The organism is Geomonas ferrireducens (genome assembly GCF_004917065.1).
Classification (GTDB): Bacteria; Desulfobacterota; Desulfuromonadia; order Geobacterales; family Geobacteraceae; genus Geomonas; species Geomonas ferrireducens.
Genome location: NZ_SSYA01000002.1, coordinates 1,220,699 through 1,232,895 on the forward strand (window position 1 = coordinate 1,220,699; position 12,197 = coordinate 1,232,895).

Below are 12,197 nucleotides of genomic sequence, written 5' to 3' on the forward strand. Positions count from 1 at the left end.
GTCACAGTAATGGCGACGTAAGACAATTACTACAAGTGACACAAGGGCTTCACATCGCTCGACTCACCGTCAAAGTTATGCCACTTCCGTTGAAAATGTCCAGTCATGCGACAAAAAGAGCGAGGCAGGAAACTGTCTGTCTCCTGCCTCGGCAAATCTCTCTGAATGTAGATTATGCTTGATCAGTACTTGCTGTCAGCGTAATCGACCCATCCCCCGGCGAGAACAAGCGCCTTGTCAAAGGGAGAGATCTCGAACTGCATCGACTCCTCACGCCCCCCACCTTTGATAGTGAGCGTCGTGTTGGCAACGTCCACCTCTATGGTAGCGTCTGCGGCATCGGCAAAGGTGAAGAGGCGGTCGATCTGCTCCGGCGCAAGCTCGATGGCGGCCATGCCGCAGTTGAACATGTTCTGGCGGAAGATCCTGGCGAAGGACTCGGCGATGACCACATGGATGCCGTTCACCTCGAAGACCCACGGTGCATGTTCGCGGGAGGAACCGCAACCGAAGTTGGCGCGGGTGACCACGGCGCCGGCGCCGAAGGTCTTATCGCTCTTCGGGTCGAAGCCCGGCAGTTTCAGGTCCTCGAGGAGGTAAGGCTTCAGGTCCTCCTTGGTGATCTCGGTGAGATACTTGGCCGGGATGATTTCATCGGTATTTATGTCGCTGCGGTCCAGGAAGAGGGCCGGGCCACCAAATTTTTTCATGTCAGTCTCCTGTAAGCGGGCACACCCCGCGATTCGTTGTCAATTGTCAATGTGAGTCGTCAATTGATTACAGATACTTGCGCGGGTCGGCAAGTTTCCCTTCGATGGCGGAGGCGGCGGCGGTAGCCGGCGAAAGCAGGTGCACCATGCCACCCTTCCCCATCCTCCCCATGAAGTTGCGGTTCGTGGTGGAAGCGCAGACCTCGCCCTCGGCGAGAACGCCGTTGCTCATGCCGAGGCAGGCACCGCAGGTCGGGTTGGTGACGCAGAAGCCGGCGTCCATGAAGGTCTGGATCAGCCCCTCAGCGACCGCTTCCTTGTAGATCTGCGGGGTAGCCGGGGAGAGGATGCCGCGCACCGTCGGGGCGATCTTCTTCCCCTTGAGGATCTGGGCGGCAACCCTGAGGTCCTCGATGCGGCCGTTGGTGCAGGAACCGACGTAGACCTGGTCGACCGGGGTCCCGGCCATCTCTTCGATGCTCTTCACCTGGTCCGGCTTGTAGCCGAAGGTGCAGAGCGGGGTGAGATTGGAGAGGTCGAGGTCGATCACCTTGTCGTACTCGGCATCGGCGTCGGAAGCCCACTTGGCGTACTCGGCGACAGCCGCTTCCTTGGAGGCGAAGGAGTCGGAGATGAACGGCCAGAGGTAGTCCACGGTGACGCGGTCCGGTGCGCAGATGCCGGAGGTGCCCCCCGCCTCGATGGCCATGTTGCACAGGGTCATCCTGGACTCCATGGTCATGGCGTCGACGATCGGGCCGCCGAACTCAATGACGCGGTCGGTGGCGCCGTTCACGGTCAGTTCGCTGATGACGCGCAGGATGGCGTCCTTGGCGTAGACCCCCTTGGGGAGGGTGCCGTTTAAGTTGATCCTGATGGTCTTCGGCTCGCGGAAGGCGCAGACCCCTTTCAGGATGCCGACTTCGAGGTCGGTGGTGCCGACCCCGGCCGCGAAGGCGCCGAAAGCGCCGTGGGTGCAGGTGTGGGAGTCACCCATGATGACGGTGTTGCCGGGGCGGATGAACCCTTTTTCCGGGAAGATGGCGTGGCAGACGCCGTTTGCGCCGATATCGAAGAAGTCCTTGATCTCATGGCGACGCGCCCAGTCCCTGAGCATCTTCGCCTGGGTGGCGGTCTTGGAGTCCTTGCTCGGGGTCACGTGATCGATGACCGCCTTGATCTTCGTGGTGTCGAAGACCCGGTCCTTACCGCGCGCCATGAGGTCGGCGATCGCGATCGGCGTGGTGATTTCGTGGCACATAACGACGTCGATGCCAAGCACTTTGGTTCCTGCAAAAGGCTCATCAACCAGATGGGCCGCGAATATCTTTTGAGCCGTTGTCATACCCATAAATAGCGCTTCCTTTTGAGTTTGAAGTGTTTTTACCAGTCGCCAAGATAATAAAATAAGAGCAACAAATCAAACTAATAATTGTTCAATGTTATTAAACATTTGCCTGCTCGTACAGCCATGCTATAATGGCCCCCTCAATTCAACAGGGAGCCCCGTATGCAACTTCGTTTCAACAGGACAAACAGCGAAATCGACAAGATGATTGATGATCTGATGGAGAAGGCGGGCGGGGTACACCACCCCGAGCAGACGCGCGAGATGATCATCGCCGCGCTCAAAGCCGGACAGGACACCAGCTACCTTGCAGACCTGAAGCTATTGAGCAACACCATGAAGGAGATGCGTTACACGACGACCGTCTTCGCACCCTACCGGCAGAAGAAGAAGGTAACCATCTTCGGCTCGGCCAGAACGCTCCCCGAAGAGGAGATGTACAAAAAGTGCATCACCTTCAGCCGCCTGCTGGCGGACAAGGGGTACATGATCATAACCGGCGGCGGTGGCGGCATCATGCAGGCCGGCAACGAGGGAGCGGGAAGCGAGTGCTCCTTCGCCGCGAACATCAAGCTCCCCTTCGAACAGAGCGCCAACCCGATCATGCTGAAGAACCCCAGGCTCATCACCTACAAGTACTTCTTCAACCGCAAGGTCGCCTTCGTGAAGGAGTCCGACGCGATCGCGGTGTTCCCGGGGGGATTCGGAACGCTGGACGAGGCGATGGAGGTCTTCACCCTGGTGCAGACCGGCAAGACGTCCCCCAAACCGCTGGTTTTGGTCGACGACGAGGAAGGTTACTGGGAGCACTTCTTCCGTTTCATCAAGGAAAGGCTGCTGGTTAAGGGGTTCATCTCCGCCGAGGACTTCTCCATCTTCACCATCACGAAGAGCTATGAAGAGGCCGTCCAGGTCATCGACGAGTTCTATACCAACTATCATTCTATTCGCTTCGTGAACGGCGAGCTCATTATCCGTCTGACCAAGATCCTCACCCCCGAACAGATCGAGATGCTCGAGAACGAGTTCCCGGAATTGAGGTTAGACGGCAGCCGCATCGAGCTCATTAGCGCTCGTCCCGAGGAGGCCGACGAGCCGGACCTGCTCGAGCTGCCGAGGATCGCCTTCCGATTCCACCACCAGCACTACGGTCTGCTGATCGCCTTCATTAGGCGCTTGAACACCTTTTAGTGGGGCAAATAAGAAACAATTGTTTTGAAATATTTGCTTGACAAGGTTATTACACGATGTTAATTTTTATCCCAGCAGCTAGTTCTGGAAGTTTGCAGCGCCGAAAAGCCAAAGGGTTATCAACACTTTGAGCCATTTCTAGCCAAAGAACCTTCCGGAAATTGCAGCATCAAACGTAGATCCGGCAGAGACCCGGAGGTTAGAAAAAGGAGGCAGGAAAATGGCACAGGGCAAGGTTAAATGGTTCAACGACGCGAAAGGGTTCGGTTTCATCGAGCAGGAGAACGGCGAGGACGTGTTCGTGCACTTCTCTGCCATCACCGGGGAAGGCTTCAAATCCCTTGCTGAGGGGGAGGCGGTCTCCTTCGACGTGACCAACGGGCCGAAAGGTCTGCAGGCTGCAAACGTTAAGAAGCTGGGCTAAGGCTTAAAGCATCGAACGTAGAAGGCCCCGCCGGGATTCCGGCGGGGCCTTTTTTTATTCCCTTATTCCCTAGGCGGCGATTTCCCCCGCCCTCCCCTTCAGAAGCAGCACGCCTCTCCGCACCATGGCCCCCATCAGGAGCAGCAGGAGCATCAGTGCGCCCACCGGGTGCTCGACGGCGAAGATCAGCGGGAGCAGCATCACGCGCACACCGCTCTTCATCCATTCATGGCCGGCGATCACATCGGCGATCGGCGGGCTCAACCGGTAGTAGGCCGAGACGAAGAGCCTTCCCGGCGCGTTGGTCATGAGCCAGTGATCGCGGAAAGCCCTGAGCTCGGCGACCTTGGGATGAAGGTAGCTACCATAAGCGGCCGTCGCGATGAAGCATCCCCCGCCACCTCCGCCACCGCCACTACTTGCGCTTTGGGCCGGGATGGTGAGACGGTTGGCATCCAGCACCAGCCCGTCGTTGCCAAGCCCGGTACCGTCGTTAACAGTGACGCTGTCCGCCGGGAAAGCCGGCGAGACCACCACCGGATTGCTCAGGTCGCCGTTGCCGTTGTTGCAGGCAATCAGATAGACGACATCACCCGCCTCGAAAAGGGGAACCGTTATGCTCTGAGTTGAGGCGTTGTAAGGGTACTCGGTGACACCCGAGGTGCCGACCTTTTCAGCGGCCACCACCACCGAGGCGGGGAGGCTCGTGAAGGTGATCTTCAGGGTGCCGCCCGGGTTTGCCGGCAGGTACTTGTAGACCTGGAACGTGTATGGGGTCGGCAAGGAGATGGCGGGCGCGGGTATCGTGCCGTCGACTGTATTGATCTGGGCCGGCGGGACCGTCGGGATAAGCTGCAGATCGATCAGGTGGCTTTCCCAGTCGTGCATGAGCATACGCTTCGCGAAGCCGACGAAGTTGTTGCCGATGTTGCCCTGAAGGGCGGTATCAAGCGACGGGATGAAGGGGATCTCTATGCCTAGATCGGGTGAGGTCGTGTTGCTCGGCCGGGGTTGCGCCGCGAGATCGGTCCAGACCGCCCTGATCACGGTGCGGCTTTGCTGCAGTTCGGTGAGGTAACGGTTGAAGATCCAGCGCCCGTACTCGGTGCCTCCCCCGACCCCGGCGTTGACCGCGACGGTCCCCACGCTCGACATGTAGGCCCAAAGGTAGTCGTAGAGCTGGTTGCCGGAATCGTACACCTCGTCCTCCATCCAGGTGGAGGTCATCTCGGCGAAGGCGGTATCGAAATAGGCGTTGTACCCGAACTGGATCGCGTGGTGGAACTCGTGGGCCGCGGTGATCCTAAGGCTCGTGATCGGGGTGTAGGGACTGAATATGGGCGAAGCGAAGGAGCGGTCTATCTGGATCCAGCTTGAATAGGAGACCGAGCTGCCGGCAACCGGCGCGGAATCGTTCTGGGTGTAGCCGTAGACCCCGTCCGTTGCCAGGTCCTGCAGGTAGACATCGTAACTCGCGTCGGGGGGGGGATGGTACCCCATCTTCTCCACTTCGACGCTGTAGACGTATTCGAACACGCCGGCAACCGTCTCGACCCAGTCCGGCACGCCATTGCCGTTGTTGTCGGTGGGGCTGACGGCGTCCCCGCCGCTCGTCGTATAGTGGATGGTGAAGTGCCCGCCGACCGGGGTGCAGGTCTTCTCGCTGCTGAGCGAGGGGCGGGCGAGGTATTTGGCGAGCACCTTTTGGGTGGGGGCCTCGAGCCGGCTCCAGTCCTTTTTCAGCTGTCTGAAAAACCCGGTACGGCACCTTTCGGCGTGCGTCGCCTGGGACTGCACCGAGCTCAGCGCCTTGGCGACTCCCGCCTCGTGGCCGAACTTGGCAAGGTAATAGTCGTCGAGAGCCGCCGCCGAAGCGAACGCCGGAAAGAGCAGTGCCGCGCAAAGCGCAGATGCGAAGAGTTTGTTTACCACTAGTCCACCATCCTTTTGCCCACTCGAAGCGGGACCAGTTTTGTTGCGCCCACCTCAACCTTCACCTCGACGCCCTGGTTGCCGACCCGGTAGGTGCCACCCGGGAGTACCGCCACGAAGAAGCCGTTACCGTCGGTATCAACCGTCGTCACCTGCTTGTCCCGGGCAGTGATGGGAACGGAAAGCAGCGGCACCGCATGGTACCCCGCGGCGGAGCGCAGCTTCCCTCCGTACGACTGCACGAAGCAGATCCCTGCGATCGCTCCGGTACCTTCGGCCAGCGCCTCCTCGCGGATCCTCTCCTCGTTGGTCTCCACCACGGGACGGAACCCGGGGCGCACCGCCACGAAGGGGACGAAAGGCTCTCCCGGTTTGCCGGCGACAAACCCCTTCCCGTCGAAATGAAGGTAGGACCAGAGTTCGGAAGGGCGCTTGGCGAAGGCATGCGCAGTCAAAGCGGTTAGGGCTACTGTCAAAGCAACAAGAGCTAGGCGTCTGAGACCGTGCATGTGAATCACCTGGATACTGATCGGATGGGAAGCGAAAAACATGAAGGGAAATGCTGATAGCATTACACGAGGCGGCAGCAGAATTACAGTAAAAAAATGTAAAGACAGGATAAGGAAGCCGGACGGCTTCCTTATCCTTGTTGCGGTTCAGAGTGTGTTGCGGACAACTAGAGAGATTCTATGTCGCGATCGGTGGAGAAGTAGAGCCGGTTCAGCGCATCGATGTACGCCTTTGCCGAAGCCTCGATGATGTCGGTGGAGGACCCGCGCCCGACGACCGGGTTTCTTTCCCCTTCGGTGATGCGGACGGTGACCTCGCCGAGCGCGTCGGTGCCGCCGGTGATGGAGCCTACGTTGTACTGGAGCAGCTGCGCGTCACGCTTGGCGAGTTTCTTGATCGCCTTGAGCGTCGCGTCGACCGGGCCGTCGCCGAGCTCGGCCGTTCTCACCTGCATGCCGTCGATCTCCATCTGGACCGTTGCCGTGGCGACGGCGAACGAGCCGCAGGTGACGGTGATGTGGGAGAGCTTGTACTTCTCGTCGATCTTCTTCGCCTGGTCGGCGACGATGGTTTCCAGGTCCTCGTCGAAGACCTCCTTCTTCAGGTCAGCGAGCGCCTTGAACCGGGTGAACGCCTTGTTCAGCGCGTCCTCGTCCAGCTCGTGTCCGAGTTCTTCGAGTCTCTTCTTGAAGGCGTGGCGCCCGGAGTGTTTGCCGAGAACGAGAGCGCTTGCCTTGAGGCCGACCGACTCGGGGGTCATGATCTCGTAGGTCGACTTGTCCATCAGCATGCCGTGCTGGTGGATCCCCGCCTCGTGGGCGAAAGCGTTCGCACCGACGATGGCCTTGTTCTGCTGCACCGCGATGCCGGTAACCTGGGTGAGCAGGCGGGAGGCCGGGGTGAGCTGCTCGGTGACCACGTTGGTCTTGAAGGGGAGGATGTCGCCGCGGGTCCTTATCGCCATGACGAACTCCTCGAGCGAGCAGTTGCCGGCGCGCTCGCCGATGCCGTTGATGGTGCACTCGACCTGTCCCGCGCCCGCCTGCACGGCGGCGATGGAGTTGGCCACGGAAAGGCCCAGGTCGTTGTGGCAGTGAACCGAGATGATCGCGTCGTCGATGTTCTTCACGTTGTCCTTCAGGTACTTGATGATGTTGAAGTACTCGAAGGGGATGGTGTAGCCGACCGTGTCGGGGATGTTGACCGTGGTGGCGCCGGCGTCGATGACCGCGCCCACCACTTCGGCGAGGAATTTGAGGTCGGTGCGCACTGCGTCCTCACAGGAGAACTCGACGTTGGAGGTGTAGGAACGTGCCCTTTTCACCCCTTTGACCGCCGCATCAAGCACCTGGGCCGGTGTCATCTGCAGCTTGTACTTCATGTGGATGTCGGAGGTGGCGATGAAGGTGTGGATGCGACCCTTCTCCTCGGCGTACTTCAGGGCCTCCCAGGCGCGATCGATGTCCTTGAAACCGGCGCGGCAAAGACCGGCGATCTCCGGCCCTTTGATGGTCTGGGCCACCTTTTGCACCGCCTCAAAATCCCCCTCCGAGGCGATCGGGAAGCCCGCCTCGATGACGTCGACGTTCAGTTTCTGAAGCTGCCTGGCGAGGCGGAGTTTCTCCTCGATGTTCATGCTGGCGCCCGGGGACTGCTCCCCGTCTCTGAGTGTCGTGTCAAAGATCTTGATGGTTTTCGGTTCCGTGTTGTTCACTTGCGCTCCCCCTCTTAGTGGTTGTGCTGCCTCGTTAGCCTGCCCTCCCCTGCCTGCTTGATCAGGTCAGACACGGTGGCAAAAACCGACAGGCCGAAAATAAAAAAGCCTCCGCCCCAGCAAGGGGCGAAGGCTTCTAAAAAGCTTCCGCGGTACCACCCTCATTCATCCGCCTTGCGGCAGACCTCGTTGTCCCCTTTACGCGGGGTTTCGGTCATGGCTAGGAGCGACGCGTTCTCGGTAGAACGGGTGTTCTTCACCACGACGGCTCGAAGGCGAGTTCACCTGCTTCCTCACCGGTTTGCACCAACCACCGGCTCTCTGTAGGGGAAGTTATAGGCTACTACTCCTCGTCATTGCCTTTACATTACGGGAGATAATAGAAAACGCTCGAACCCGTGTCAAGCCTTTTTGTTTTATTTTCCGACACCACCCTACTAAAACGGCGTTGCCCATACTGGACAACGCCGTGTTTTAACCATCGAGCCGCCGTAGTACCGTTGCGTCCCATCGTTGTCAACGTAGAACGTTGAACGCAGAACGTTGAACGGGTTTACAGGTTCTTCTTCCCCTCGTAGACCCGGTGCATGGCGCGCTCAAGCCTGCGCCTGCGCGGGTAACCGATGACGAAACCGATCGGGCCGGAGAGGATGTAGCAGATGAAGATGGTGAAAAGCATCACCACCGGTTCCGCCGCGACCACGATGAGGAGCAGCACCGCGAGCACCAGGATGGCGAAGGGCTGCCTCTTGATCAGGCTCGGGTCCTTGAACGAGTAGTATTTGACGTTCGAGACCATGAGGAGCGCGAGGAAGTATATGAGTACCAGGATGGCGAGCTTGTTGTACGAGGCGGGCCAGCCCATGTGGTAGAAGAAGAGCACCGTCGCGGACACCATGCTCGCCGCGGCAGGGGTCGGCAGCCCCACGAAACGCTTGCTCTCCACGGTCTCCACCTGGACGTTGAAGCGGGCAAGCCTCAAAGCCGCGCAGGCGAGAAAGAGGAAACCGGCGAGCCAGCCCAGGCGCCCGAAGGGCTTCAAGGCCCAGCAGTACATGAGAAGCCCGGGTGCGGCGCCGAAGGAGACCACGTCGGCAAGCGAGTCGAATTCAACGCCGAACTTGCTGGCGGTCCCGGTGAGGCGGGCCACCTTGCCGTCCAGGCCGTCGAAGATCGAGGAGGCGAGGATCCAGAGGGCGGCGGTGCGGTAGTCGCCGTTCACGGTGGAAACCATGCAGTAAAAGCCGGCGAAGAGGCTCCCGGCGGTGAACAGGTTGGGAAGGACGTAGATCCCCTTGCGCATCCCTTCCCTTTCTACTTTTGGTTTCTCTTCACTCACGGCAGTATCCCCAGTACGGTCTCACCGGCGACCGTTTTCTGTCCCATGACCACGTCGATCTTCGTGTTAAGCGGCAGGTAAACGTCGAGCCGCGAACCGAAACGGATCAGGCCGTACCTGCGACCGCGGGTCAGCTGGTCCCCCGGCTTCGCGTAGCAGACGATGCGCCTTGCGATGAGCCCGGCCACCTGCACCACCACCATCTTAAGCCCGGAAGCGGTCTCGAGGACGAGCCCCTGCTGTTCGTTCTCGAAGCTCGCGCGCTCGTCGCGCACGTCGTAGAACTTACCCTTGTTGTAGAAGCCGTCCACCACCTTCGCTGTCAGCGGCGCGCGGTTCACGTGAACGTTGAAGACGGACATGAAGATGCTGATCTTCTCCATCTCGGTCGAGGTGTGCGGTTCGATCACCTTGCCGAGGAAGATCACCTCGCCGTCGGCCGGGGCAATAACCTTGTTCTCACCGGCAGGCGTGTTACGTTCGGGGTTTCGGAAGAAGAAGACGGAGAACAGGGCGAGCAGCGCAAAGAGGGCTGCCGGGAAGAAGAAGCCGCAGTGCAGGAACTGCCCCATGACCGCGAAGACCGCGGCCACAGCGGCGAAGCCTGCTATGAACGGGTACCCCTCGACGGCGATCGGGGTATTGGTATTGCGCATCTAGTACCTCTGGTTGAGTGATTGTCGCGGAAAGAAAAAGGCCGTTTCCGGGCCTCCGCGCAGCAAAGCGGGAGTATAGCCCGAAAACGGCCCTTCATGCAATGAAAAGAAGCTATTACCCCTTCCATCCCTTGGCGCCGCGGCCGATCACCACGGGACCGGTGCTGACCAGTTCCTTGAGCCCCAAGGGGCGCAGGAGCTCGATCATGGCGCCCACTTTGGCGGGGGTGCCGGTTGCCTCGAGCGTGTAGGACTTGGGGGTCACGTCGATGACCTTGGCGCGGAAGATGTCCGCGATCCTTAAGACCTCGGCGCGGCTTTGGTCCTCGGCGGCGACCTTCACGAGCACCATCTCGCGCTCGATGGCGTTCTCCGCCTCGAAGTCGATAACCTTGATCACGTCGATCAGCTTGTTGAGCTGCTTGGTGATCTGCTCGATGATCTGTTCGTCACCGCGGGTGACCAGGGTGATGCGGGAAAGCGCCTCGTCGTTCGTCGGCGCCACGGTAAGGGAATCTATGTTGAAGCCGCGGCCGGAAAAGAGACCGACCACGCGGGAGAGAACGCCGAATTCGTTCTCCACGAGCACAGCTATCGTATGTTTCATCGTATCCTCCATGGGCATGGGCATTTAGCTAGCAAGAACCATCTCGGTCAGCGAAGCGCCGGCCGGGACCATCGGGAGCACCTTTTCCTCGCGTGCGACCTTGAACTCCATCAGAACGGGTCCCTTGATGGAGAACCCTTTCTTGATGATCTCGTCGACCTCGTCCACCTTGGTCGCCTGCAGACCGGTGGCGCCGAAGGCCTCGGCGAGCTTGATGAAGTCGATGGGAAGTTCCATGCAGGTCGAGGAGTAGCGCTTGTCGAAGAAGAGCTCCTGCCACTGGCGTACCATGCCCAGGAAGTTGTTGTTCAGGATGACGATCTTTACGTTGAGACGGTTCTGCACGATGGTGGCGAGTTCCTGCATGTTCATCTGGAAGCCGCCGTCGCCGCAGATCACCATGACCTGACGGTCGGGGAAGCCGGCCTGGGCCCCCATGGCCGCCGGGAGGCCGAAGCCCATGGTGCCGAGGCCGCCGGAGGAAAGGAGCGTCCTCGGTGCGGTGAAGCCGAAAAACTGCGCCGTCCACATCTGGTGCTGCCCGACGTCGGTTGCCACGATGGCGTCCGGGTCTGAGAGCGCCCGCAGCCTCTGGATCACGTACTGCGGCTTGATGGTGGAGGTGGTCTGTTTGTAGGACATCGGGTGTTTTTCCTTCCACCCGTCGATTTCGGCGCTCCAAGCGGCGACCGCCTGGCGGCACCCTTCGGCGTCCGGGCCGATTTCGTCTACGATCTTCAGCATCTTCGTAAGCACGTCGCGCACGTCGCCTACGATGGGGAGGTCGACGCGCACGTTCTTCTTGATCGAGGTGGGGTCGACGTCGACATGGACGATCTTCGCGTGCGGCGCGAAGGAGGCGATCTTGCCGGTGACGCGGTCATCGAAACGGGCCCCGATCGCAATCAGCATGTCGCAGTTGGAAACCGCCATGTTCGCGTAGTAGGTGCCGTGCATGCCGAGAAGCCCCAGCGACAGCGGATCGTTCTCAGGGAAGGAGCCAAGGCCCATGAGGGTGGTGGTGACCGGGATGGCGAGGCGTTTCGCGAGCGCCACGAGTTCGGCCGAGGCGTTGCCTAAGATGACGCCGCCACCAACGTAGATCACCGGCTTTTTCGCCTGCATGATCGCGGCGACCGCCTTCTCGATCTGTTTCGGGTGACCCTCGACGGTCGGCTTGTAGCCGCGGATTTCCACGGTATCGGGGTACTTGAACTCGGTCTGGGCGACCTGGACGTCCTTCGGGAGGTCGACCACGACCGGGCCGGGACGGCCGGTGCGGGCGATGTAGAACGCCTTCTTCATGATGGTCGCCAAGTCCTTCACGTCCTTCACGAGGAAGTTGTGCTTCGTGCACGGGCGGGTGATGCCGATGATGTCCGCCTCCTGGAAGGCGTCGTTGCCGATGAGGGCGGTCGGCACCTGTCCGGTGATGATCACCATCGGGATGGAGTCCATGTAGGCGGTGGCGATACCGGTGATGGTGTTGGTGGCGCCGGGTCCCGAGGTGGCGATGGCGACCCCTACCTTGCCGGTGGCGCGGGCATAGCCGTCGGCCGCGTGAACACCTGCCTGCTCGTGCCTGGGCAGGATGTGCCTGATCTCCTTGAACGAGAAGAGCTCGTCGTAGAGGTTGATGACCGTCCCGCCGGGATAGCCGAAGATCGTGTCGACCCCCTCCCGCTTGAGACACTCCAATAGAATACGTGCACCGTTCATCTTCATGCGATGTCCCCCTTGCCGCGGCAGTTCTCCTGCCTGCGTAT

At 60.2% G+C, this 12,197-nt stretch carries 11 protein-coding genes and 1 other annotated feature; of the genes, 2 read left to right on the plus strand and 9 right to left on the minus strand.

Translation table 11 applies throughout. The annotated features are described in order from the left end of the window. Positions 1-182 precede the first annotated feature (182 nt). Both E8L22_RS14200 and E8L22_RS14205 read right to left on the minus strand, forming a co-directional pair. A complete protein-coding gene (locus tag E8L22_RS14200; RefSeq protein ID WP_136525783.1) occupies positions 183-710 on the minus strand; it encodes a 3-isopropylmalate dehydratase small subunit in 528 nt (175 codons plus the stop codon). 67 nt (positions 711-777) lie between these two features. Next, a complete protein-coding gene (locus E8L22_RS14205) occupies positions 778-2,061 on the minus strand; it encodes a 3-isopropylmalate dehydratase large subunit (RefSeq protein ID WP_136525784.1) in 1,284 nt (427 codons plus the stop codon). Positions 2,062-2,220: 159 nt separating this feature from the next. On the opposite strand from E8L22_RS14205, the gene E8L22_RS14210 reads away from it, so the two are divergent. Both E8L22_RS14210 and E8L22_RS14215 read left to right on the plus strand, forming a co-directional pair. Beyond that, positions 2,221-3,249, plus strand: a complete 1,029-nt coding sequence (locus tag E8L22_RS14210) for an LOG family protein (RefSeq protein ID WP_136525785.1) — start codon at positions 2,221-2,223, stop codon at positions 3,247-3,249. Positions 3,250-3,469: 220 nt separating this feature from the next. Continuing rightward, the gene (locus tag E8L22_RS14215) at positions 3,470-3,673 is read left to right on the plus strand and encodes a cold-shock protein (RefSeq protein WP_129126359.1); all 204 of its coding nucleotides are present in this window, start codon (positions 3,470-3,472) and stop codon (positions 3,671-3,673) included. 69 nt (positions 3,674-3,742) lie between these two features. Here E8L22_RS14215 and E8L22_RS14220 read toward each other — a convergent pair whose 3' ends face one another. The 7 genes from E8L22_RS14220 to ilvB form a co-directional block, all read right to left on the minus strand. Beyond that, positions 3,743-5,605, minus strand: a complete 1,863-nt coding sequence (locus E8L22_RS14220; protein ID WP_136525786.1) for an MXAN_6640 family putative metalloprotease — start codon at positions 5,603-5,605, stop codon at positions 3,743-3,745. Continuing rightward, positions 5,605-6,114, minus strand: coding sequence for a hypothetical protein (locus E8L22_RS14225; RefSeq protein WP_136525787.1), 510 nt, complete (start codon positions 6,112-6,114; stop codon positions 5,605-5,607). Before E8L22_RS14225 ends, E8L22_RS14220 begins: the two co-directional genes overlap by 1 nt. Before the next feature lie 167 nt (positions 6,115-6,281). Continuing rightward, positions 6,282-7,829 (minus strand): 2-isopropylmalate synthase, encoded by a 1,548-nt coding sequence (locus E8L22_RS14230; RefSeq protein ID WP_136525788.1) that lies wholly within the window; start codon positions 7,827-7,829, stop codon positions 6,282-6,284. A gap of 119 nt (positions 7,830-7,948) precedes the next feature. Beyond that, positions 7,949-8,195: a binding site (T-box leader), on the minus strand. Between the two features lie 187 nt (positions 8,196-8,382). Continuing rightward, positions 8,383-9,132, minus strand: coding sequence for a CDP-diacylglycerol--serine O-phosphatidyltransferase (pssA, locus tag E8L22_RS14235; protein WP_162604849.1), 750 nt, complete (start codon positions 9,130-9,132; stop codon positions 8,383-8,385). 32 nt (positions 9,133-9,164) lie between these two features. Further along, on the minus strand, positions 9,165-9,824 hold the full coding sequence (locus E8L22_RS14240; RefSeq protein ID WP_136525790.1) for a phosphatidylserine decarboxylase family protein: 660 nt from the start codon (positions 9,822-9,824) through the stop codon (positions 9,165-9,167). 115 nt (positions 9,825-9,939) lie between these two features. Further along, complete coding sequence (gene ilvN, locus E8L22_RS14245; RefSeq protein WP_129126365.1) at positions 9,940-10,431, minus strand: acetolactate synthase small subunit; 492 nt, start codon at positions 10,429-10,431, stop codon at positions 9,940-9,942. A 24-nt stretch (positions 10,432-10,455) separates the two neighbouring features. Further along, complete coding sequence (gene ilvB, locus E8L22_RS14250; protein ID WP_136525791.1) at positions 10,456-12,156, minus strand: biosynthetic-type acetolactate synthase large subunit; 1,701 nt, start codon at positions 12,154-12,156, stop codon at positions 10,456-10,458. Positions 12,157-12,197: the final 41 nt, after the last annotated feature.

Bases quoted from the DNA above. Each gene is read 5' to 3' on its own strand.
- E8L22_RS14205 (WP_136525784.1), bottom strand. From the start codon at position 2,061: ATGGGTATGACAACGGCTCAAAAGATATTCGCGGCCCATCTGGTTGAT.
- pssA (WP_162604849.1), bottom strand. From the start codon at position 9,132: ATGCGCAAGGGGATCTACGTCCTTCCCAACCTGTTCACCGCCGGGAGC.
- E8L22_RS14225 (WP_136525787.1), bottom strand. From the start codon at position 6,114: ATGCACGGTCTCAGACGCCTAGCTCTTGTTGCTTTGACAGTAGCCCTA.
- E8L22_RS14240 (WP_136525790.1), bottom strand. From the start codon at position 9,824: ATGCGCAATACCAATACCCCGATCGCCGTCGAGGGGTACCCGTTCATA.
- E8L22_RS14215 (WP_129126359.1), top strand. From the start codon at position 3,470: ATGGCACAGGGCAAGGTTAAATGGTTCAACGACGCGAAAGGGTTCGGT.
- E8L22_RS14210 (WP_136525785.1), top strand. From the start codon at position 2,221: ATGCAACTTCGTTTCAACAGGACAAACAGCGAAATCGACAAGATGATT.
- ilvB (WP_136525791.1), bottom strand. From the start codon at position 12,156: ATGAAGATGAACGGTGCACGTATTCTATTGGAGTGTCTCAAGCGGGAG.
- ilvN (WP_129126365.1), bottom strand. From the start codon at position 10,431: ATGAAACATACGATAGCTGTGCTCGTGGAGAACGAATTCGGCGTTCTC.
- E8L22_RS14200 (WP_136525783.1), bottom strand. From the start codon at position 710: ATGAAAAAATTTGGTGGCCCGGCCCTCTTCCTGGACCGCAGCGACATA.